We start from the raw sequence: 20,959 nt of genomic DNA, 5'->3' as shown, positions 1-20,959 counted from the left end.
GCGGCTCGAGACAGGGGCATGCCCGGACGTGCGACCACGGAAGGAACAGACCATGACCGAACGACCGTACGAGACGACCGTGCCCGACGACGTGACCGTCGGCCCGGGATCGTCCTCGACCGGGGACAGCTACTACACCTCGGCCTCGACGTCCCCGTCGCAGGGCGCCAATGGCGGCACGACTGTGGGGACCGAGGCGAAGTCCGTCGCGTCCGATGCGGCAGACAGCAGCCGGCACGTCGCGGAGACCGCCGCCTCGGGCGCCAAGGACGTCATGTCGGAGGCCACCACCCAGCTGCGCCAGCTCTTCGAGCAGGTACGCGGTGAGCTCGACGACCAGGCATCGTCCCAGGGACAGCGCGCCGTGGGTGGACTCCGGTCGCTCGCGGACGAGTTGCGTCAGATGGCCTCGAGCTCCTCGCAGCCGGGTGTCGCAGGGGAGGTCGTGGGACAGGCGGCTCACCGCGCGAGCTCCGCCGCCGACTGGATCGAGAACCGCCAGCCGGGGGACATGATCGAGGAGCTGCGCTCCCTCGCGCGGCGTCGGCCCGGCGCCTTCCTGCTCGGCGCTGCGGTGCTCGGCGTCGTCGGGGGACGACTGACCCGTGGGCTGACCGGCGACGGCAGTGGCAGCTCCGGCACCCCGGCGTCGCTGCGGTCGGCGAGCAGTGCCGGTCCCGCGACGACGCCGCTCGGCACGGGAGGTCCTGCGCCGGCAACGGTGCCACCGTCCGAGTCTCCCGTGCGGAGCGAGCCCTACACGGTGGGCGTGCGCGACAGTGACACGCACGCCGTGACCCCGATGACGGGGGGCGTGGCGTCCGACCCGATCGACGGGGACCTCACCGAAGGCCGGAGCGGGGTGCTCTGATGAGCAGCTGGCCTGAAGGCACCACCGGAAGGGCTGCTGCGGCCACCCCCGGGGCACCCGCGGCCGGCCCGTATGCCGGGGCCGACCCGGCGGTCACCACCACGGACCCGTCCGGGAGAGGTCAGCCGGCCGGCACGGCATACGCCAGTTCCGCGGGTCGGCACGACAGTTCGTACGACAGTTCGTACGAGAGCTCCCAGGACAAGGCGGAGCACGCCTCCATCGGGGAGCTGGTTGCCGACATCAGCGAAGGGCTCAGCACCCTGCTGCGCCAGGAGGTGGAGCTGGCCAAGGCCGAGGTCCGGGAGTCCACGACGCGCGCCGGCAAGGCCGCCGGCATGTTCGGCGGTGCTGCCCTCGCGGGCTGGATGGCGCTGCTCTTCCTCTCGGTCGCGGTGTGGGAGTGGCTGTCTCGAGCCCTCGACAGCCGTGGCTGGGCCGCCGTCATCGTCATGGCCGTGTGGGCCGTCATCGCCGCGGTCCTTGCGGCGATGGGACGACGCACCACCAAGGAAATCCAAGGACTGCCGCGCACGATGGAGACCGCCAAGCGGGTCCCGGAGGCGCTGAAGGGAAACGAGGAACGATGAGCACCAACTACCAGACCTCCAACGACCCGGACGCGATCCGGGCAGACATCGAACGGACCCGTGAGGAGCTGAGCCGCGACGTCAACGCCCTCGGTGAGTCCGTCAGCCCGGGACATGTCGCGCACCGGCAGGCCGAGAAGGTCAAGGGACGAGCCAGCGCCGTGCGGGACCGCGTCATGGGGTCCGCGTCCGAGGCGGGAGACCGGACCACAGACATGTCCCACAGCGTCGGGGATGCCGCCAGCCAGGCAAGTCAGACGGTCCAGAGCAAGACGCAGGGCAACCCCCTGGCGGCCGGCCTCATCGCGCTGGGGGCCGGGTGGCTCCTCGGCTCGCTCCTGCCCGCCTCCGAGAAGGAGCGCCAGCTCGCCCAGACGGTCAAGGACAAGGCCGAGCCTGTGGTGCAGCAGGCACAGGCCGTGGCCAAGGACGTGGCGAGCGAATCTGCGGAGCACCTCAAGGAGCCTGCGCAGGACGCCGTCCAGTCGGTGAAGGAGACGGCGCAGTCAGCAGCCCAGGACGTCAAAGCGGAAGGGCAGCAGGCAGCGACGGACGTGCGGGAGAGCGTGTCCGACTCCGCCGGGAGCGTCAGGAACCAGTCACAGGGCTGACCGTCCCGGACGCTCAGCCGACGTGAGAGGCCGGCCGAGACTCGTGGGCCGGCCCCACTTCGTGCCACGTGCACTGATGGACCCGACCACACGGTCGGGTCCATCAGCGTGTCAGCTCAGGAACGGTCCACGAGCACCGTCATCGGTGACGTCTCACGGCCCGGTGGCGGGGCGGTCGGTCCGCGTGGCGTGCACCGGGGACTCAGCGCAGTGGGAGCAGCAGAACACGACTCCGCCCTTCTCCACCCCATGGCCCAGGACGCGGCACCCGCAGTGTCCGCAGGCGGGCGCCCAGTCGGTGACCGCGCACTCCAGGCTGTCGTAGGTCCGGGAGCGGTCGCCCCGGGTGATCGTGAAGCTGCGGTCGTAGTCGTTGCCGCACAGGTCGCACACGCCCATGGTGTCCACTCCTTCGTGAGCCGGTGTCTCTCTCGGCCGGTACCCCCACCCGGACGCTTCGAAACGCGCACTCAGCCCTGACGGGCCGTCGTTGCGAGACCTTCCAGGACGTGGCGCTGACAGACGCGAAGACGACGGTCACCGGGAGCGCGAACCTGCGTCCCCGCCATGGTCGTCTCGGTGAGCCGCTGGTCATGCGCCGGGCGCGTCAGGAGGCGGAGCTCAGCTCGTTCGGGATACCGGTGTGCGCCTCACCGGCGATGTGCTCGTGCAGGCCCGCCACGATGCGTCGCAGGCAGCGGGACACGTGCATCTGGCTCACCCCACGCAGCTCGCCGATCTCGCGTTTCAGTCAGGCCGTCGACGTAACGCAGGAGCAGCAGCTCGCGGTCGTCGTCGTCCAGCACGGTGAGGGCGCCGGCGAGGTCGGCTCGGTCCTCCGCGCGCTCGAGCTCGCCGTCCGGGCGCGAGAGAACGGTGGCGAGGCTCGGACGGTCGTCGTCCACCGGTGAGCAGTCGATCGACAGCGGGGGGAACGCGGTCGTCGCACGTGCAAACCTCTCGCAGCTCGTCGACCGACGCGTCGACGGCCGCGGCGAGATCGTCCTCCGACGGGGTTGCACCCAGTCCCTGCTCGAGCTCCTCGCGCACCACCGCAGGCGGGCTGGCCGTCGTAGCGGCCGGCCATCGTCGTGCACTGGTCGAGGTAGGGGGTGACGATCTGCGCGACGACGCTCTCACGCTCGGAGTCGTCGCGTGCGCTGAAGAGGCGGTCGAAGAGGACGGATGTCTGCACGTCGCGTTCGGTGAAGACACGTCGCGGGCGGTTAGTCGGCTACGCCATGACTCATCTCCCCTGGGACGGGATGACGGAGTCGGCGCTGTGTTGGACCGCTCTGACCCTTGAACCGTGCCACTACTAGCGCGGGCTACAACACACCCAGCGCGCGGGGCGTTGAGCCCGATGACATGCAGGCTGACGCCGCGTCGGGCTGCCCGGTCGTCCGTCGTCGACAAGCCAGGCGAGGCGTTTGTGCCCGCCGGGAGCGGGTATGCGCACGACGCGATCGCCGATGACTCCCACTCCCTCACACAGCTCACCGTCCGGGAGCTGGTAGCCGAGCTCACACGGGTCGAGGACCGGCTGCGCGAGGACGCACACCACGCTGGTCCGCGGCCCCTTCCCGGCCAGGTCAGCCGTGAGGCGGCCTTGCGTCGGCGTGAGCGGGTGCTACTGGCCGAGCTGGCCGCCCGCCGGCAGCGCCAGAGCTCCGAGGAGTCTTTGGCGTAACCAGCCGTGTGAGAAGTCCCGGCGACGCGTTCGGCGGCCGCGTGTGGACGATGCCGGCGAGACGCGGGTGCGGAGAGCGAGGCCCGCGCCGGAGTGATGTGTGGGTCTCGCCTCCTGGCGCCGCCCGGTCCGCAGCGGAGGGGCGTCAGGCGGAATGGCTGCAGCTCGAGCAGGTGCAGTCCCCGCAGGCGCACGTGTCACAGGTACAGCCGTCCGGGCAGTTCTCGCAGTCGCACGGGCTCTGCGGCTCCGTCTCGATGGGGACGGCAGGGATCTGGCCACTCATGGCGGTCTCCTTCGGAGATGTCGTGATCGTGTCGTGGACGGCGCCCGTCAGGAGATGACCGCGTCCACAGCCTTCTTCATCGCGCTCGGCTGCTCGGGCCGACGTGGCGCCGCCTTCTTCGCCTCGAGCAGCTCCTCGCCGAGCCCCTGCAGCTGCTTGCGACCGAGCCCCTCGCGCACCTTGGGGAACCAGTCCTGCTCCTCCTCGGACATGTGGTGCTCGACGTTCTCGATCAGCACGGTCGTCTTGGCGTCGAAGCGCTCGTCGGTGGCGTCCATCGCGGCGAGCTCCATGCAGAGCACGTCGGCGACGTGGTGCTCCTCGTAGGACTCGAGCACGTCGTCCTCGAGGTCGGGCAGCAGCTCGCGGACCCGCGGGTACATGACCTCGTTCTCGATGTACGTGTGCACGGTGAGCAGCTCGAGGATCGTGTCGACGATCTTCTGCTTCTGGACCGGAGTCTGGTCGGGCTTGCGGAAGGCGCGGAACTGCTGGCGCACCTCCTGGTGGTCCTGCTTGAGCAGCACGATGGCATCGGTGGACATGGGCACTCCTTCGAGTGGGGTCGTGGCAGCAGACGAGGGGCGCCTGGGGCGTCCACCTCTGTCGTACCCAGTGCGCCGACGCCCAACACTCGGGCCCCGTACGCCGAACCCTGACGTCATGGACCGGGGACGGTTCGGGTGTCACGTCGTGGCCGTCACCCGGTGAGCGACTCCTGCTCGGACAAGGCCCCGAGGTAGTCGGCAAACCCTCCGGCTGTGCGCCCTCGCGTCCGACCGGAGGTGCGCACGTGGACCGCCGAAGAGGCGAGGCAGGCAGCACCGGATCTCCGAATCCGCTCGACGAGACGGACGTCCTCGTGGACGGCGACCGGCTCGAAGCCGCCGCAGTCGACATACGCCGACAGGCGGACCCCCAGGTTGGCGCCGTGGACGTGCGGGTGCCCGTCACGCAGGTGGTGCAGCCGCCACCACCGGGCGAGGGTCGCCGAGTCCAGGGCGTCGTCGGGCTCCACGGTGCCGATCACGAGATCCACGCCGACGTCGGCGAGCACGACCTGGCGCACGAGCCAGTCACTCGGCACCACGCAGTCCGCGTCCGTGCTGGCCAGCCAGAGACGGTCGAGCTCCGACGCCGGCTCACCGGCCGTCGCGACGACGACCCCGTGCGCGCGGGCGGCACCCACCGAGCGTCGCTCGATCTCGCTCAGGGCGACCTGTGGAAACTGTTCGGCCACTCGACGCGAGCCGTCGACGCAGGCATCGAGCACGACGGTGACGCTGGTGTGGATCTCTGGCCTGAACCGGCCGAGCTGCGCCACCGCGTCGGAGACGGAGCGCAGGGCCGCGGGGAGGAGCTCCTCCTCGTCGTTGGCGGGTATGACCACGTGTACGCGGCTCAGGGGCCGGGTCGCCGGGACCGTCACGACGCCCCCGCCCGGTGCGCCCCGGTGCGGGAGAACACGTCGAGCCGGAAGTCGTCCTCGACATGGGTGGCAACGCGGGGGACGTCCGACCACTCGCTCCAGTGCCTGTGCACGGCGGGACCGTCCATCGGCCACCCGCGTACGGGATGGCGCCAGTGGCACAGCACGACGGCGCCGTCGTCCGTCAGGCACGACTCGACCCGGACGACGAGCCGCCTCAGCCTCGAGGGGCTCAGGAAGTAGCCGACTTCGGAGACCACCACGAGGTCGAACTGCCCGGCGGGCCAGTCCTCGGGGACGCTGCCCTGCACGACCTCGACGGCGACGAGGGAGCCGAGCGAGGAACGCGCCGCGTTCGTCGCCGCCCGGCTCTCGTCGATGACGACGAGGTGATCGACCCGTCCGGCCAGCTCGGCCGCCAGTGCGCCCACGGAGCCGCCGACCTCCAACGCCCGGGAGTAACGCTCGCCGGGGAGAGAGGCGAGGGTCACGGCTCGCTTGCGCTTCTCGTACCAGCTCGTGCGCACCTTCCACGGGTCGGCCGACGACTCGTGCAGGTCGTCGAGGGCGTCGTCGGACGGTGCGTCGAGAGGGAGGAACACCTCGTAGGACCTGTCGAAGTGGGTGAGCATGTGAGCGTGCAGGACGGTCTCGTCACCCGGCCGGTTCGAGAGCGGCGCGACCTGGGTGCGATGGAGGCGGACGGCCTCTCGCTTGACGTCCTGCACGTCGGCAGGCACCGCGAGCGTCCGAAGCTGCGCCCACGGCGCGTCCGCGGGCTCGCACCAGTGCCAGAGCCAGATCGGGTACTCCCACAAGAGGGCATCGGTACGCCGGCACGCCACTCCCGCGGCCCGTCCGGTCGCGTCGTGGTCCGCGTGGCCGTCGTCCCGCCAGGGCGCGACGACGAGGGTGGCCTCACCGCGCTCACCGATGAGGTCGACGAGGTGGTCGACGACCTCTGTGGCGTGGTCGACCACGGCGCCGTCCGGCACGCCGAGGCGCACGAGGGTCCCCGACGGCGCGAGCCGGGCCAGCGCAGCGCGGGACTCCTCCACCCGTCGGCGCGCGAGGGCCTCCCGAGCCGACGTGGGGGATTCGGGGTGGGATGCCTCCCCGTCCGTGACCAGGACGACCACGACGTCGAGACCGGCTCGGGCAGCCTGCGCCGTCAAGCCACCCGCGCCGAGCGTCTCGTCGTCGGGGTGAGCCGCGACGACGACGAGCCGACGAGCCGCGGTCGTCGCCAGCTGGACCGGCGCGACCTGCTCCCATTCCGGGCGTTCGCGCCACCTGGACTCGGCCGTGCCCGTTTCGGTGTGCGTGAACGTCGGGTGATCCGTCACCTCGCCCGCCCCGCGGGCTGCCCTTCGAGGACGTGACGGCCGAGCGCCGCCTCGTCGCGCTCGGCGTGCTCCTGACGGAGATAGAGCTCGAGGTCGGCCACCCGCTGGGCGTGGTCGTCCTCGAGGGCCAGCGGAGCCGGGCCGGTCGCGTGCCCGACTCTCAGCAGCACCGTCTCGGCGGCGCGCGAGACGACGTGCCGGACGCGCAGCGCCAAGGCTGATCCATCCGGCCCCGTGGCTCGCCCAGCGTCGACGCGTGCGGCCGCATCGGCCAGCACGGCGCGGGCGGCCCAGAGGGACGCGTCGACGGCGCCGAGATGCATCTGCGCGATCTGGTCGGGCTCCCTGCCCGGGCGCATGAGCCGGCGCGCGACGCCGACCGCGCCGCCGTACCAGATCGCGGCGACGCCCATGGCGCCGTAGGCGAACCCGCTCCGCTCGAGATACCAACCCCTCGGGCCCACGGGAGCTGCCTCGGCCCCGTCGAAGACCACGGGTCCGCTCGGCACAGACGCGAGACCCCGTGCGAACCAGGAGGCGGGCTGGACCGTCACGGAGTTCCCGGAGCCGAGCCGGACGGCATACAACCGTCGTGTCGATTCGCCATCCCAAGCGGTGACGAGCGCATGCGAGAGCGAGCCCGCCAGCGAGCACCACGGCTTCGTCCCGGTCAGCTCGACCGGGCTGTCGTCCCCGCGCGCCTCGAGACGCATGCCTGGTCCCTCTGCAGCGAAGACGCCCCACGTCGCGTCCTCGGTCCCGGCCATGGGGACCTGGTGCCCGGCCCGGCGGGCCTCCGCGAGGATCGCCAGGGCGTCGAGGTGGGGCTCGATGGCGCGAGCGGCAGTCAGGCTGACCGCGGCGACAGAGGCCAATGACTCCCAGAGCGCCGGCGTGGAGCCCGTTCCAGGAAGCGGGAACGCCTCGGGACGGTCACGGACGAGCCGAAGCGCCGCACCTGGGTCGCGGACATCCTCGAACCCGGCCGTGGGCCCGTCGTGGTGCCACTCGATGGGCGAGCCGGATCCCGTGTCGTCGGAGAGCCGGACGGACCCGGTCACCGGGCGGTCCGCTGAGTGGGTGCGGGAGGATGGGAGGTCGGTCGGCTCACGAGCTGCACATACCCACCCGGCGACGGGCCGCGGTGGCCGCTGAGGCGGTCAGCGCTCGGTTCGCGAACCGGGACGAGGATCGCCGGTGATGATGCGGTGCTCGAGGCGTTGCATGACGAGCATCAGGGCGAAGCCGACGATGGGAGCGGCGAGTGTCAGAACGATCATGGTGGTCTTCCAGAGGTGATGGCGGTGTCGCACTCCCCGGCCCGACCAGAGAGCGTGTCGTCCCCGAGGTCTGTGACGTACCCGTCGGGGGAGGGCGGCGACACGTCGACGGGTGCACCCCGCGCCGTGCAGCACTCGAGCGTCAGCCGGCTTCGCGCGCGTCGCGGCACAGTCCCGCCCACCAGCCGATCGACCGTGCGGCCTCCCAGTCGTCGAGGCCGACGGCGACGAGCCCCGGGAAGACGCCAGTGTCGTCCGCCCGGAAGCGCCGCTCGGCCATCGGCTCGTGCTCCAGACCCAGAAAGGCGATGCGGACTCCGTGCTGCTCGTCGACCGCCGTCACGGTGCCGGGGTGGTTCTCCTCCAGGCCGCGACCGGCGTCCCGGTCGACGTCGACGGAGGCCGTCGGGTCGGCTCGTCCGACGTAGAGGACGTGCGTGCCGACGGGGTCTGAGGCGGTGAGGGGGCGCATGGTTCTCCTGGGTCGGTCGGTCTGTCCCGAGATGGTGTCGTCCCTGGCGTCAGCGGCTGGCCGCGCGGACGGCGTCGGTCGTGTGGGACCGGCGCCGTCCGCACCCGGGTGAGATCAGGCCCGGGGGTGTGCAGCGGGGCAAGCCTCTGCGGTCAGAGGCCGAGGAGTCGGTTGAGCAGGGTGGCCAGCCCGTTGATGCCGTTGCCGTCGAGCAGGCCCGCGACGGCGCAGAGCAGGTTGCCGAGCAGGTTGCCGGCGCCGGACTGCGCGGTGATGTTCAGGACCACCTGGTTGAGGTCGATGACCAGGCCCAGGACGTCGAGGTGCAGCGGCCCGAGCACGAGGTTGAGGATGTCGCACGAGCCCGCTGTGGTCGCGCTCGCCACCGTGGTGGTGACGGTCTGGCTGACCGGGATGACCGTCCCCGTCAGGGTGGTCAGGGTGCCGGTGACGAGACCGGTGACGGCGAGCTGGCCGTTCTGGTTCGTGAACGAGGTCGGCGTGAAGGAACCGGCGAACGTGCCGACGCCGGCGATGACCTGGTTGATCGTCGAGGAGGCGGTGGTCCGGGGGGTGCTGGCTGCCTGGGCGGCCGCGGGAGCGGCGGACGGGGCAGCCGACGCGGCAGCGGCGGGCATCAGGCCCAGGGCTGCGGTCGTGGCGAGGGTGACTCCGGTGGCGCACAGCTTGGTGGTGAGCTTCATGGGGTGACTCCTTGATCGGTGTGAGGGCGGCTTCGTGGGCCGTCGGTCACCCCTGAAGAGGCCGTCGGCCCATCCGGATGACGCGGGAGTCGACAGCACGTGCTCGGGTCCTCCCGCACCGTGCAGCCCGTGCGAGCACGGCGGAGCAGCGCGCCCCGAACGGATGTGCGACATGCCCGCGTCATGCGCGGACGCCCAAGGCGTCCGTGCCCGCGCTCAGGGATCGAGCACGCTGCGGTGGGTCATGTCGTAGGCCGCCAGGACCTCCAGCAGCAGCTCGCCGGCGCCGTCGACGACACCGATCAGGTCGTCGGCCCCCGTCGCCCGCAGGACCTCGAGGCACACGTCGTGGTGGATGCGGCAGACGTCGAGCAGGCTGACGCCCGCCGTGAACGCTCGGCGGCCCAGCTCGTAGGCAGACTCGCGGACGACCTCGTCACGGCGGGGGAGGAAGCGGCGCAAGGTCATGCGGTAGTCCTGCGTCAGGTCGTCGAGGACGGTGCGGCCGGTGGGGCCGGTCACGGCGTGGATCCGGGTCGGGCGTCCCGTTCGGTCGAGTCGGTGCCAGCCCCGGGGTGGGCGGCGAGCAGGGCCAGCCCCTCCTCGAGGTCGAGCGCGGTCGGGACCTGGCCGGTGCCCATGCCGAGGCGGACCATCGTGAAGGCCACCTCGGGCTGGATGCCGACCAGGACCGTCAGGGCCCCGCGCAGGCGCGCCATCTCGGCGATGCGCCGCAGCGTCAGCGCCGCGAACGAGTCGATGACGTCCAGGGCGGCGACGTCGATGATGACGCCACGTGACCGGTGCTCGCCGATCTGGTGGATGAGGTCGTGCTCGAACCGGACCAGCTCGGAGTCGTCGAGGGCAGTGTGCACCGATGCGATCAGGGTCGATCCCTGTCGCATGATGGACACCAGAGCCGGTCCGCCGTTCACGAGCTGGTGCTGCCCTCCTTCCGGGTCACGGTGTAGCCGAGGAGACGTTCGGCCTCTTCCAGGCCGCCCTGCAGGTCGCCGATCGTGTTCATCTTGCTCAGGTCGACGCCGATCGTCACCAGCGTCTGGGCGATCTTGGGGGATAGTCCAGTGATGATGACGCTCGCGCCCATGAGGCGTGACGCGTCGACCGTCTGCACGAGGTGGTTCGCCACGGCCTCGTCGACGTCCGGTGAGCCGGTGATGTCGATGACGACGACCTTGGCGCGGTGCTTGCGGATGCCGGACAACAGCTGCTCGGTGAGCTGACGTGCGCGCTCGCTGTCCAGCACGCCGATGATCGGCAGGATGAGGAGACGCTCGCGCACCGGGAGGACAGGGGTCGACAGCTCGCGGATCGCGTCCTGCTGCTGGCGGATGATGCGCTCGCGCTCGTCGACGAAGCTGACGGCGACCGTGTTCGCGATGCGGTTGGCGGCAGGCTCGTACGCGTCGAGCACCTCGTTGAGTCTCGAGAAGTCGCGCTGGTACTTCTCGAAGAGCGACCGGGCCAGCACGTCCCGGAGGAGCAGCACGATCCCGACGACCTCGTGCGTCTCGACCCCGCGCGGGATGATGCGCTCCGAGAGGTCGCGCGCGTAGTGCTGGAGCGCCTCGACGTTGCCGGTCTCGAGGACCTCGACGTAGTTGTCGTAGACCGACGTGGTCTCCGCGGCCATCTCCTGAGGGGTCATGGCGGTCAGCAGGTGGGCCTGCTGGATGCGCTGGGACCACTCCTCCTGCAGTCGGGTCCGGTGCTCGCGCAGATGGGCCACCAGCTGCGACAGCAGGTGCTCGCCACCGCCATGGTCCGCCCAGTGGCTCTCGTGCAGGGCCCGCGTCTGCGGGTGCTCCTCCGGTCGCTCATCCATCGTGGGTCCTCTCCCATTTGGTCATGGTCACTGTGGTGCCGTGGCCCGGCTCGCTCGCGATCGCGAACTCGTCCATCAGCCGGCGGACCCCGGGCAGTCCAAGTCCCAGCCCGCCGTACGTGCTGAAACCGTCGTCGAGGGCACGGTCGATGTCGGGGATGCCCGGTCCGCCGTCACGGGCCACGACCTGGATCCCACGGCGGGGGACCTCGAGCAGCTCGACCACGACCTCACCCGTCCCGGCGAAGCGCACGATGTTGCGGCACACCTCGGACACGGCCGTGGCGATGACCGTCAGGTCGGTGGCCGCGAAGTCCAGACGGGACGCGAGCTCACGGGCGGCCCGCCGCGCCGACACGATGTCGGGATCCGCCGTGACGGGTATGCGGAGACGGTCGTCCCGCTGCTGCCCGCGTTCGAGGAGCGGCTCGCTCAACCGAGCACACAGCTCGCACTCGAGGAGGTGCTGGGCCGCGCGCACCTCACGCTGCCGCCGCTGGTCACCGCCACTGAGGGCGATGAGCACCGCGCGGCACTGGTCGGTCGGCAGCTCCGCCTGCTCAGCTGCGAGTACGTACTCGACCCGCAGGCGGGCGCGGGTGCGGTTCAGCTGGGCAGCCACGGCACCGGCGGTACTGCCGGCCCGGGCAGCGAGGGTGTGGGTGTCGGTGCCGCTGACCTCGTGCTCGAGCAGGGTTCGACGTTCCCGCTCGCCCAGCCGGGCCAGAGCCGTGGCCATCGCCGACTGCTCCTCGTCGAGGACGACCTGCGAGTCCGGGAGGTCGGGGGTGCTGAGGTCGACGACCCGGTGCTGGTTGCGCCGCCGGCGGTCGGCGTCGCGCCACATGGAGGCCACCACGTTGCGGGCCGTCACGATGGCGTAGGGCTCGAGCATGCCCGGCTCGATGGTGGCCGAGGCGGCAAGGACGCGGGTCAGCGTCTCCTGGACGAGGTCCTCCGCGGAGGGGTGCGAGCCGACGCGGGCATGGACGATCCGACGGACCATGGGAAGCAGGTCCGCCACGTCCTCGGCGCTGTGCCCGGGGGGACCCCCGGCGCGCTCGGTCGCGCTCACGGCGTCAACGTACCCAAGTGACCCCGATCCCCAGCCCCGTGCGGCGACCCGCTGCCGCGACCCGTCGCCGCGACCCGTGGTCTCGGCCCGGAGGGGGACCTGAGGTCACTGGAGCAGGCATCGGTCCGACCACCTCGTGGGTGGTTTGGCGGCGAGCCGAACCCGCATGGCAGCATCAGGTCGGTCGATCCCGGTGGACGTGTCTCACGAGGCGCTGGCCACCCACCCGCTCGCATGACAACGTCCTGTCCCGGACAAGGAGGCGCACGTGAAGGTGCTGCTGCTGGAGAACGTGCACCCCGTCGCCGTCGAGGCCTTTCGACGCAACGGTCACGACGTCGAGGTCCGGTCGGGGTCCCTGACCGAGGGTGATCTCGTGGACGCCCTGGTCGGCGTGTCCCTGCTGGGGATCCGGTCCAACACCAAGGTGACGCAGCGCGTCCTCGACGCAGCCGACGACCTGCTGGCGGTCGGCTGCTTCTGCATCGGCACCAACCAGGTCGACCTGACGGCGGCGGCCGCGCACGGTGTGCCGGTGTTCAACGCTCCCTTCTCGAACACGAGGAGTGTCGTCGAGCTGGTGCTGGGCGAGATGCTGGCCCTGGCCCGCCGGCTGCCCGAGAAGACCCAGCGGATGCACGACGGGATCTGGGACAAGTCCGCCCGCGGCAGCCACGAGACTCGGGGTCAGACCCTCGGGATCGTCGGGTACGGCAACATCGGCACCCAGCTGTCCAACGTCGCCGAGGCCATCGGGCTCCACGTCGTCTTCTACGACACCGCGGACCGGCTGGCGCACGGCAACGCCCGGAGGCTCGGATCGCTGGAGGAGCTGCTCGGGGAGGCCGACATCGTCAGCCTCCACGTCGACGGTCGACCCGGCAACGCCGGCCTCTTCGGCGACGACCAGTTCTCCCTGATGAAGCCCGGTTCGGTCTTCATCAACGCCTCCCGGGGCATGGTGGTGGACGACCAGGCACTGCGCGCGCACATCCTCTCCGGACACCTCTCCGGCGCGGCCATAGACGTGTTCCCCAGCGAGCCCAAGGCCCAGGGCGACCCGTTCGAGTCGCCGCTGCGCGGCCTGGACAACGTCATCCTGACCCCGCACGTCGGAGGCTCGACCCAGGAGGCCCAGGAGGAGATCGGGGCGTTCGTCGCGGCCAAGCTGCTCGGCTTCGTGCAGACGGGCGTCACGCCGCTGTCCGTGAACCTGCCCGAGGTGTCGGCTCCGCCGGCCGAGAGCGGCTTCCGGGCCGGCTACCTCCACCACAACGTGCGTGGAGTCCTGGCCTCCATCAACCAGACGCTCTCCGCGGCGGGTGCGAACATCACCGGCCAGTCGCTGTCGACGCGTGGCGAGCTCGGCTACGTCATCACCGACACGGACGTGGCGCTGTCGGAGGAGACCCTGGACCGTCTGCGCCAGCTGGAGGAGACCGTCTGGCTGCGGACCTGGGCGACCTGACGAGAGACGTCGCCCGTCCTCGTCAGGGGTGCGGTTGAGCGGCCGACAGGGCGACCACGAGCTCGCGCACCACGGCCGGGTCGAGCAGGCGATCGCCGTAGAGCTCGCGCACCTGGCCCATGCGGTAGCGCACCGTCTGGGCATGGACGTGCAGCTCTGCGGCGACGGCGTCGCGACGTCCCTGGTGCAGCAGCCACGACAGGAGGGTCTCGGTGAGGCGGTCCCGGGTGCCCGGGGGCAGGTCGGCGAGCGGAGCCAGGGCGTGGGCTCGCAGGTCGGCGAGCGCGTCGGGGTCGGCCGTGAGCACGAGGTCGGCCAGGTGCTGCTCGGTGTCGACCGGGGCGCCGGCGCGCGACGGCCGGGCCAGCCTCGCCGTGCGCGCGGCACGGTCGTACGACGACCGCGCGTCGTCCCAGGGGCGCGGGGGACCGACGACGGCATGGCGTCCGGCGAGCACGCGCAGCAGGTGGACCCGACCCGGCCCGTCGGCGTCGGGCACGAGCAGCAGCGTCGGGGGATGGTCGGGGTCGGCGTCCTCGGTGCCCGGCAGGTCCTCGCCGACCTGGAGGGTGTCGGCCCCGAGGGAGGCCAGGGCGCGCCGTCCCTGGGCGGCCGGCAGGAGCACGGCCGTCAGCGTGGTCGGGGCAGGCCATTCCGCCCGGGCTGCGGCCGCGGTCAGGACGTCGACGCCGGCCCGCGCGAGCAGGTGCTGACCCAGGCGCTCGCGATAGCGGTCACGCACCCGTCCGCTCGTGGTCAGCTCGTCGGTGTGACCGGCGACGCTCGCGGCCGACAGCTCGTCGATGTAGGCGAAGAGCAGCTCGGCGAACTTCGCCATCGTCGACGCCGGGAGCCCGGCCTCGTCGGCGGCCCGGGCGAGCTCGCGCCACGACACCCGGGCACCGACACGGTATGCCGCGAGCAGGCTGTCCATCGAACGCCCACCTCGTGCCTCGCCGCGTCCGAGGGCGTAGGCCCCCTCCCGGGTCGGGCCGAGCGGGGTGCTCGCGTCGACGTCGCGTCCTCCGCCCGCGAGCTTGAGGAAGCCGGCGATGGCCATCTGGACGGCGCGCTGGATCGTGTCGCCGGCGGACCCGCCGAGGGCTCCGCGGTAGTCGGGGACCTCGTCGACGACCGCCGTGACCGTCGTCGACGCGATGGCGGGCAGTCGCTCCCGGAGGACCCGGAGCACCGCGTGGTCCAGCTGCAGGTCGGCCGCGCCCCGGACCGTGGGGCTGCTGGCCTGTGACGCCATGGCTGTTTCCTCCGAACAAGAGTTCCCGAAGACTTCACGCCCTACGGTCAGGATCTTACCCTTGTCACTCAGTCATGCTGGGGGCATGAGCCTGACCGCACCCTCGACTCGAGCCACCCGACCGTCCCTGCGACGACGGTTCCTCCAGCTCGCCGAGCGTGCGACCTCACCGCTGCTGCCCGCCGACTACCTCGACCTGTTCGACCCGCTGCGCCCCGGCGCCGACCTGCGCGGGCGCATCGTCGCCGTCCACCCCGAGACGGCGGACGCGGCCACCATCGTCATCCGCCCCGGCGCCGACTGGGCCGGCCACGTGCCGGGGCAGTACGTCCGCATCGGCGTCGACGTGGACGGCATACGCCAGTGGCGGGCCTACTCCCTCACCCACGGCCCGCGCGCCGACGGCAACATCTCCATCACCGTCAAGGCCGTGCCGGACGGGCTCGTCAGCACCCACCTCGTGCGCGAGTCGCAGCCTGGGACGCTCGTGCACCTCGAGCAGGCCCAGGGCGAGTTCGTGCTGCCCACCGACGGCGGGAAGCTCCTCTTCGTCACCGCGGGGTCGGGCGTCACCCCGGTCATCGGCATGCTCCGCAACCTCTACCCCGTCGCTGACGACGGTGTGGTGCGCCTGGCCCGCTCGACGGCATACGACATCGTCGTCGTCCACGTGGCCCCGAGCGAGCCCCACTCGATCTTCATCGACAACCTCCGCGCCCTCGACGAGGCCGGCCTGATCCGACTGGTCGCCCGCTACGACGACGAGCACGGGGTCCTCGACGTCGCCGACCTCGACACCCTCGTGCCGGACCTGCACGAGCGAAAGACCCTCGCGTGCGGTCCGGGCGGACTGCTCGACGCGCTCCAGCGCCACCACGACGAGCGTGGGCTCGACCTGCTCACCGAGCAGTTCCGGGTCACGACGCTCGTCGTCGGCGAGGGCGGCACCGTCGACTTCACCAGCTCCGGCACGACGGTCGACGCCGACGGCGGGACCCCCATCCTCGACGCCGCCGAGGCCGCCGGCGTCCTCATGCCGTCCGGGTGCCGCATGGGCATCTGCTTCGGCTGTGTCCTGCCCCTGCGCGAGGGCGCCGTGCGCGACCTGCGCACCGGCGCCGTCACGACCGCGACGCCCGGCGAGACCGAGGGCCAGGGCGTCCCGATCCAGACCTGCATCTCCGCAGCCGCCGGCGCCTGCGTCATCGACCACTGACCCAGCCCCACAGACCAGACCCACAGACCTCCAGACCCCCTGACCAGAGGAGTCACCATGACCGTCCTGCAGAAGAAGGCCCACAACCCGATCGGGCACCTCACGCCCGAGGACATCGAGCAGCTCGGCGTCGAGCTCGACGCGATCCGCCAGTCGGTGATCGACACACGCGGAGCCGACGACGCCGCCTACATCCGCAAGGTCATCGCCACCCAGCGCAAGCTCGAGCTCGGCTCCCGCGCCGTCCTGCTCGTGTCGATGTTCCCGCCTGCCTGGCTCGTCGGCACGGCCGGCCTGGCGGTCGCCAAGATCATCGAGAACATGGAGATCGGGCACAACGTCATGCACGGCCAGTGGGACTGGATGCGTGACCCCAAGATCCACTCGACGACGTGGGAGTGGGACAACGCCAGCCCCTCGGAGCAGTGGAAGCACTCGCACAACGAGCTGCACCACACCTACACGAACGTCATCGGTAAGGACAACGACCTCGGCTACGGCATCATGCGCGTCGACGAGGACCAGCGGTGGGTCCCGCTCTACGCCGCGCAGCCGCTGTGGAACTTCGTCAACGCGTGCTTCTTCGAGTACGGCATCGCCGCCTACGACCTCGAGCTCGGCAAGAACCTCGCGACCAAGGAGCGCCGCCAGGACCCCGACTTCCGGGCGCGCGCCAAGGTCACGCTGAAGAAGATCCGCAACCAGATGACGAAGGACTACGTCATCCACCCGCTCCTGTCGGGCCCGTCGTTCCTCAACACCCTGGCCGCCAACGCCACGGCCAACCTCATCCGCAACCTCTGGACCCACTCGGTCATCATGTGCGGCCACTTCCCCGAGGGCGTCGAGACCTTCGAGCGCAAGTCGATCGTGGGGGAGACCCGCGGTGAGTGGTACGTGCGCCAGATGCTCGGCTCGGCCAACATCAGCGGCAGCAAGGCCATGCACTTCATGAGCGGCAACCTCAGCTTCCAGATCGAGCACCACCTCTTCCCCGACCTGCCGAGCAACCGCTACCAGCAGATCGCGCCGCAGGTGCAGGACCTCTTCCGGAGGTACGGCCTCACGTACACGACGGGCTCGCTCCCGCGTCAGGTCGCCTCGGCGTGGAAGAAGGTCATCCGGCTGTCGCTGCCCAACGACTTCTTGGGCCGGGGCCGGGGCGCTTCCGTCACCGACCTGCCCGCGTCGGAGCCCGCTCGGGAGCACGTCGCCGCCTGAGGCCGGTCACGTCTCGCGAGGTCATCGCCTCCGACTCGAAAAATCGTGTCATGAAAGCGCACCCCGATCGTCTACTGGGTGTCGGGTCGCCCACGGGCGGCCCGGAACAGCCCGGGTGTTCGTGGAGGGGCGCCCATGGCTGGCCCGTCGGGGACGGGCAGCACCGAACAGAGCCCCCGCTCGCCCACCTGAGCGGGGGCTCTGTGCTGCCCGCCCGAGCTGCGTCCGGCACCAGCTCCCGCGGCACCGCCGTCTCACCGGCGGACGGTCGGGTCCCAGCGCCAGGTCTCGAGGCGCGGGCGGTCCGGAAGGGCGGCGCGACCGCAGCACCAGAGCAGCACCTGCGCCGGGTCACCAGCGGGTGCGTCGGGGAAGAGGCGCGTCACCACGGGCGCGCTGAGGTCGGGCGGTGGTGCCCAGTCCAGGCCGAGGCCGCTCGTGATGTCGTGGGTGTGGACGAGCACCTCGACGACGCCCATGGCGGCGAAGCCCTCCGCGTCGGCCATGCCGGCGGGGTGCCACGCGCGGACTCCGACCGGCGCGGCGCCGCACGCGAGGCGCAGGAGCTCCGTACACGTCACGACCGACCGGACGAGCCCGTCCGGGGTGGCCGACGGCTCGACGGTCACCTCCATGGGGAGGTAGGAGTCGACCGGTCGCGCCACGACCTGCACGGCATACGAGAAGAGGACGTCCGCGACGTGGCCGGCAGTGTGGCTGCACGACCAGTCGAGGTCGCCCGCCCGCGCGCTCCAGTCGTGGTCGGCGGCCGCTTCGAGGACACGCCGGCACTCGGCGGCTGCGGGCGTGAGGAGGTCGGTGATCGGGCGCGGGTCGGTGAGCGCGCCGGGCGTCGTCACGGTGGTCATGGCAGGACGGTGCCACCGGATCCGGACGGTCCCCGACCGGGATGACGGGGAGTCACCCTCGTTCCCGGCGCTCGCGCTCCCGGACCAGCTCCTCGACCGCGCTCGGCAGCGTCGTCTCGAAGTCGATCAGCTTGGCCCAGGTCGGCGTGACGACGATCCGGACCATCCCGTCGTAGAGCGAGCGCACCTCCGCCTCCCACTCGACCCGCTGCTCCGGCGTCATCGTGTAAGTGCCGTTCATCTCGAGGTACTCCGCGGGGATGCCCTCGACGACGTCCAGCTCGGCGCGGCCGCGGATGAGCAGGATCGTCGGCGGGTGCACCTCGGTGTCGATCGTGAGTGCGACCGCCGGGGACCGGCGCAGGGACGGGAGCTTCGGAGCGTTCGTGCTGGTGCACATGACCAGCTCGGTCCCGTTCCAGGTGAAGGCGATCGGGATGGTGCGCGGCGTGCCGTCCTTGGCGACGTAGGCCAGGCGGGCCACGTCTCGGGCCAGCAGCTCCTGGCTGCCCGGCCGGTTCAGGACCTCGGTGATCTCGTTCGGGTGCACGGTCGTCCTCCCTGGGCGCGGGGCCTCCGGAGTGGACGCCCGTCACCCGGGGGACGGAGCCGGCTCGCGCGTCTCGACATCGGCCCGGCCGGGATCTCGCCCGTCCGTCAGCGAGCGTCCGTCACGGTCACCGCTCGTCGACTCGCGACGAGAGGGCACAGGAACGGGTCGTTCTGCCCGAGGCCGACGGAGTTCAGATGCGCGATGACGCTGCCGTATGCCGTCCAGAGCGTCGTCTGCGTGTAGCGGACGCCCTCGGCCGCGCAGTAGGCGACGACGAGCGGCTGCACCCGGCGCAGGTCGGGGCGGGCCATCGAGGGGAAGAGGTGGTGCTCGGTCTGGTGGTTCAGCCCACCGAGGAGCACGGACATCCACCGCCCGCCACTGATGTTGCGGCTCATGAGCACCTGGCGGTTGAGGAAGTCGAGCTTGAGCCCCGGCGCGACGAGAGGCATGCCGATGTGGTTCGGCGCGAACGAGAGGCCCATGTAGAGGCCGAACAGAGCGAGCTGGACAGCGAGGACAGCGACCACCTTCGCCGGTGACATGACGAGCAGCAGCAGCACCGGCAGGCCCGCGAGACGGATCGTCAGGAAGGCCAGCTCCAGCCACCGGCGGTCGACCCGACGACGGCCGGCGACCCGGTGGATGCCCTGCCAGTGCAGTGACAGTCCTTCGAGCAGCAGCAACGGGAAGAAGTACCAGCCCTGGTGAGCCACGAGCCAGCGCACCAGTGGACGGTGGGAGCGGTGCGCCTGTTCGGGGGTGAAGGCGAGGACACCCAGCGCGATGTCGGGGTCGGAGCCGACCTTGTTGGGGTTGCCGTGGTGGCGGGTGTGCTTGCTCTGCCACCAGCCGTAGCTGATGCCCACGAGTAGGTTGGCCACGATGAGGCTGACCCAGTCGTTCATGCGGCCGGAACGGAACATCTGGCGGTGGGCCGCGTCGTGGCCGAGGAAGGCGATCTGGGTCATCAGCACCGCGAGCACCGCTGCGGGCGCGATCTGCCACCAGCTGTCCCCGATCCACACGACGGTGAGCACCCATGCAGCCATCGCCACGACGGCGCCGATGAGCCTGGACCAGTAGTAGGCATACCGTCGACGCATCAGCCCGAGGTCGTGCACCTGACGGGTGAGCGCGGTGAACGAGCTTCCGGTCGTGTGGTCATGGTGGGTGCTGCTCACGGCGATCGATCTCCTTGTGTCACTGCGGTTCCCGTGGACACCGATCGTTCACGGCGAGAACGACACAGGCTTCACGGGCAGGTGAGGAGTGACCGGCTCGGAGACGGCGGTGCCGGACGACGCGCGCGGTCACGTTCACGGGAGGGACGCGACCGGGGTCCAGGGACTCGCCTACCAGCCCGACTATACGCGTGCGGAGCCGCCGGACCGTCGGGTCACGGACCCGGGGGGTCCGCCCGGGTCAGGTCGGGGAAGCGAGCGGGATCGGACACGACCCCTCGAGCCAGCTCGCTCAGCCTGTGGTTGTTGGCGCGGGCGTAGTTGCGCAGCATCGTGAACGCCTGGTCCACGTCGATGTTCATGCTCCGGGCCAGGGCGCCCTTGGCCTGCTCGATGCTGACCCGGCTGACCAGGGCGGCCTGGAGCTGCTCGGTCAGCACCTCCCCGGCGCGGATCGTGCGTTCCTGCAGGATGCCGATGGTCGCGACGTCGGCGAGGGCCTGCACGATCGTGGCCTCCGGCTCGTCGAGACTGCGCGGTGTCGCGGAGCACACGTTGAGAGCCCCGATGACCGTCTGGCGGTGCCGGAGGGGGAAGGCGTGCGCCGACCGCAGCCCCAGACGGACGGCTCGCTCGGCGAAGGACGGCCACCGAGTGCGCGCCTCGGCCGTGTCGAGGTCGAGAGCGTACGTGGGGACCCCGAGGCGGTAGCACTCGAGGCAGGGACCCTCCTGGCTCTGCAGCTCGAAGAGCTCGAGCAGGTTGACCGACTCCGGTGAGGCCGCGACGAACTGGAGCTGCCCCCGAGGGTCCGCGAGCACCAGACCGCCCGCTGACGACGCGCTGAGCTGCGCGGCGCGCTCGGCGAGCAGGCCGAGGAACTCGATGACGTCGAAGTCGTCGACGAGCGTGTCGGCGATCTCGACGAAGACCTCGGCCAGCTGCTCGTTCGCCACCATCGCCGTCGGCTCCCGTCGTCCCGTGCCGGGTGCT

The 20,959-nt window shown here is 71.2% G+C and carries 22 protein-coding genes; 7 read left to right on the top strand and 15 right to left on the bottom strand.

Features of this window, described 5'->3' with window-relative positions; translation table 11 throughout:
• Positions 1-52: 52 nt before the first annotated feature.
• From ASD90_RS15485 to ASD90_RS24375, 4 genes are all read left to right on the top strand, one after another.
• A complete protein-coding gene (locus ASD90_RS15485) occupies positions 53-871 on the top strand; it encodes a hypothetical protein (protein WP_056758422.1) in 819 nt (272 codons plus the stop codon).
• Positions 871-1,461, top strand: a complete 591-nt coding sequence (locus ASD90_RS24750) for a phage holin family protein (protein WP_082588768.1) — start codon at positions 871-873, stop codon at positions 1,459-1,461. Before ASD90_RS15485 ends, ASD90_RS24750 begins: the two co-directional genes overlap by 1 nt.
• On the top strand, positions 1,458-2,072 hold the full coding sequence (locus ASD90_RS15475) for a DUF3618 domain-containing protein (protein WP_056758419.1): 615 nt from the start codon (positions 1,458-1,460) through the stop codon (positions 2,070-2,072). The genes ASD90_RS24750 and ASD90_RS15475 overlap by 4 nt, the downstream gene beginning before the upstream one ends.
• Positions 2,073-2,581: 509 nt before the next feature.
• Positions 2,582-2,983 carry a hypothetical protein gene (locus tag ASD90_RS24375; RefSeq protein WP_056758417.1) on the top strand — a complete coding sequence of 134 codons (402 nt, stop codon included), beginning with the start codon at positions 2,582-2,584 and terminating at the stop codon, positions 2,981-2,983.
• 1,112 nt (positions 2,984-4,095) lie between these two features.
• Here ASD90_RS24375 and ASD90_RS15450 read toward each other — a convergent pair.
• The 10 genes from ASD90_RS15450 to ASD90_RS23045 form a co-directional block, all read right to left on the bottom strand.
• A complete protein-coding gene (locus tag ASD90_RS15450; protein ID WP_056758407.1) occupies positions 4,096-4,593 on the bottom strand; it encodes a hemerythrin domain-containing protein in 498 nt (165 codons plus the stop codon).
• 155 nt (positions 4,594-4,748) lie between these two features.
• Positions 4,749-5,438, bottom strand: coding sequence for a glycosyltransferase family 2 protein (locus ASD90_RS15445; protein WP_235506688.1), 690 nt, complete (start codon positions 5,436-5,438; stop codon positions 4,749-4,751).
• A gap of 35 nt (positions 5,439-5,473) precedes the next feature.
• Positions 5,474-6,823 carry a bifunctional PIG-L family deacetylase/class I SAM-dependent methyltransferase gene (locus ASD90_RS15440; protein WP_056758403.1) on the bottom strand — a complete coding sequence of 450 codons (1,350 nt, stop codon included), beginning with the start codon at positions 6,821-6,823 and terminating at the stop codon, positions 5,474-5,476.
• Positions 6,820-7,884 (bottom strand): acyl-CoA/acyl-ACP dehydrogenase, encoded by a 1,065-nt coding sequence (locus tag ASD90_RS15435; protein WP_056758401.1) that lies wholly within the window; start codon positions 7,882-7,884, stop codon positions 6,820-6,822. The genes ASD90_RS15440 and ASD90_RS15435 overlap by 4 nt, the downstream gene beginning before the upstream one ends.
• Positions 7,885-8,245: 361 nt before the next feature.
• Positions 8,246-8,575, bottom strand: a complete 330-nt coding sequence (locus ASD90_RS15430) for a hypothetical protein (protein ID WP_056758398.1) — start codon at positions 8,573-8,575, stop codon at positions 8,246-8,248.
• Between the two features lie 152 nt (positions 8,576-8,727).
• On the bottom strand, positions 8,728-9,279 hold the full coding sequence (locus tag ASD90_RS15425) for an ABC transporter substrate-binding protein (RefSeq protein ID WP_235506687.1): 552 nt from the start codon (positions 9,277-9,279) through the stop codon (positions 8,728-8,730).
• Positions 9,280-9,495: 216 nt separating this feature from the next.
• Positions 9,496-9,801: a phosphatase RsbU N-terminal domain-containing protein gene (locus ASD90_RS15420; RefSeq protein WP_056758395.1), complete on the bottom strand. Its 306-nt coding sequence runs from the start codon at positions 9,799-9,801 to the stop codon at positions 9,496-9,498.
• Entirely contained in the window at positions 9,798-10,184 is a 387-nt protein-coding gene (locus ASD90_RS15415; RefSeq protein ID WP_056758933.1) for an STAS domain-containing protein, read from the bottom strand. The genes ASD90_RS15420 and ASD90_RS15415 overlap by 4 nt, the downstream gene beginning before the upstream one ends.
• 26 nt (positions 10,185-10,210) lie before the next feature.
• Positions 10,211-11,125 carry an STAS domain-containing protein gene (locus tag ASD90_RS15410; protein WP_235506686.1) on the bottom strand — a complete coding sequence of 305 codons (915 nt, stop codon included), beginning with the start codon at positions 11,123-11,125 and terminating at the stop codon, positions 10,211-10,213.
• Positions 11,118-12,200, bottom strand: coding sequence for a sigma-70 family RNA polymerase sigma factor (locus ASD90_RS23045; protein WP_082588767.1), 1,083 nt, complete (start codon positions 12,198-12,200; stop codon positions 11,118-11,120). The genes ASD90_RS15410 and ASD90_RS23045 overlap by 8 nt, the downstream gene beginning before the upstream one ends.
• 268 nt (positions 12,201-12,468) lie before the next feature.
• Between ASD90_RS23045 and serA the strand changes: the two genes are divergently transcribed.
• Positions 12,469-13,668 (top strand): phosphoglycerate dehydrogenase, encoded by a 1,200-nt coding sequence (serA, locus tag ASD90_RS15400; protein ID WP_056758393.1) that lies wholly within the window; start codon positions 12,469-12,471, stop codon positions 13,666-13,668.
• A 22-nt stretch (positions 13,669-13,690) separates the two neighbouring features.
• Here serA and ASD90_RS15395 read toward each other — a convergent pair whose 3' ends face one another.
• A complete protein-coding gene (locus ASD90_RS15395) occupies positions 13,691-14,923 on the bottom strand; it encodes a helix-turn-helix domain-containing protein (protein WP_056758390.1) in 1,233 nt (410 codons plus the stop codon).
• Between the two features lie 85 nt (positions 14,924-15,008).
• Here ASD90_RS15395 and ASD90_RS15390 point away from each other — a divergent pair, with 85 nt between their 5' ends.
• Positions 15,009-16,139, top strand: a complete 1,131-nt coding sequence (locus tag ASD90_RS15390; RefSeq protein ID WP_056758387.1) for a ferredoxin reductase — start codon at positions 15,009-15,011, stop codon at positions 16,137-16,139.
• Positions 16,140-16,196: 57 nt separating this feature from the next.
• Positions 16,197-17,360, top strand: a complete 1,164-nt coding sequence (locus tag ASD90_RS15385; protein WP_056758386.1) for an acyl-CoA desaturase — start codon at positions 16,197-16,199, stop codon at positions 17,358-17,360.
• Positions 17,361-17,614: 254 nt separating this feature from the next.
• Here the strand turns inward: ASD90_RS15385 and ASD90_RS15380 are convergent, their stop codons facing one another.
• The 4 genes from ASD90_RS15380 to ASD90_RS15365 all read right to left on the bottom strand — a co-directional run bounded on the left by ASD90_RS15380 (position 17,615) and on the right by ASD90_RS15365 (position 20,925).
• Positions 17,615-18,229 (bottom strand): maleylpyruvate isomerase N-terminal domain-containing protein, encoded by a 615-nt coding sequence (locus tag ASD90_RS15380; protein WP_056758383.1) that lies wholly within the window; start codon positions 18,227-18,229, stop codon positions 17,615-17,617.
• A 52-nt stretch (positions 18,230-18,281) separates the two neighbouring features.
• Positions 18,282-18,779 carry a pyridoxamine 5'-phosphate oxidase family protein gene (locus tag ASD90_RS15375; protein ID WP_056758380.1) on the bottom strand — a complete coding sequence of 166 codons (498 nt, stop codon included), beginning with the start codon at positions 18,777-18,779 and terminating at the stop codon, positions 18,282-18,284.
• Positions 18,780-18,886: 107 nt separating this feature from the next.
• Positions 18,887-19,966: an acyl-CoA desaturase gene (locus ASD90_RS15370; RefSeq protein ID WP_082588766.1), complete on the bottom strand. Its 1,080-nt coding sequence runs from the start codon at positions 19,964-19,966 to the stop codon at positions 18,887-18,889.
• A 215-nt stretch (positions 19,967-20,181) separates the two neighbouring features.
• Entirely contained in the window at positions 20,182-20,925 is a 744-nt protein-coding gene (locus tag ASD90_RS15365) for a GAF and ANTAR domain-containing protein (RefSeq protein ID WP_056758375.1), read from the bottom strand.
• Positions 20,926-20,959: the final 34 nt, after the last annotated feature.

Origin of the sequence: Terrabacter sp. Root181, assembly GCF_001428505.1 — a bacterium.
In the GTDB taxonomy this organism is placed as follows: domain Bacteria; phylum Actinomycetota; class Actinomycetes; order Actinomycetales; family Dermatophilaceae; genus Terrabacter.
This window is presented reverse-complemented; position numbering and strand designations above follow the sequence as displayed.

Bases quoted from the DNA above. Each gene is read 5' to 3' on its own strand.
- ASD90_RS15415 (WP_056758933.1), bottom strand. From the start codon at position 10,184: ATGCGACAGGGATCGACCCTGATCGCATCGGTGCACACTGCCCTCGAC.
- ASD90_RS15475 (WP_056758419.1), top strand. From the start codon at position 1,458: ATGAGCACCAACTACCAGACCTCCAACGACCCGGACGCGATCCGGGCA.
- ASD90_RS15425 (WP_235506687.1), bottom strand. From the start codon at position 9,279: ATGAAGCTCACCACCAAGCTGTGCGCCACCGGAGTCACCCTCGCCACG.
- ASD90_RS15385 (WP_056758386.1), top strand. From the start codon at position 16,197: ATGACCGTCCTGCAGAAGAAGGCCCACAACCCGATCGGGCACCTCACG.
- ASD90_RS15430 (WP_056758398.1), bottom strand. From the start codon at position 8,575: ATGCGCCCCCTCACCGCCTCAGACCCCGTCGGCACGCACGTCCTCTAC.
- ASD90_RS15390 (WP_056758387.1), top strand. From the start codon at position 15,009: ATGAGCCTGACCGCACCCTCGACTCGAGCCACCCGACCGTCCCTGCGA.
- ASD90_RS15380 (WP_056758383.1), bottom strand. From the start codon at position 18,229: ATGACCACCGTGACGACGCCCGGCGCGCTCACCGACCCGCGCCCGATC.
- ASD90_RS24750 (WP_082588768.1), top strand. From the start codon at position 871: ATGAGCAGCTGGCCTGAAGGCACCACCGGAAGGGCTGCTGCGGCCACC.
- ASD90_RS15365 (WP_056758375.1), bottom strand. From the start codon at position 20,925: ATGGTGGCGAACGAGCAGCTGGCCGAGGTCTTCGTCGAGATCGCCGAC.
- ASD90_RS15450 (WP_056758407.1), bottom strand. From the start codon at position 4,593: ATGTCCACCGATGCCATCGTGCTGCTCAAGCAGGACCACCAGGAGGTG.
- ASD90_RS15410 (WP_235506686.1), bottom strand. From the start codon at position 11,125: ATGGATGAGCGACCGGAGGAGCACCCGCAGACGCGGGCCCTGCACGAG.
- ASD90_RS15395 (WP_056758390.1), bottom strand. From the start codon at position 14,923: ATGGCGTCACAGGCCAGCAGCCCCACGGTCCGGGGCGCGGCCGACCTG.
- ASD90_RS15485 (WP_056758422.1), top strand. From the start codon at position 53: ATGACCGAACGACCGTACGAGACGACCGTGCCCGACGACGTGACCGTC.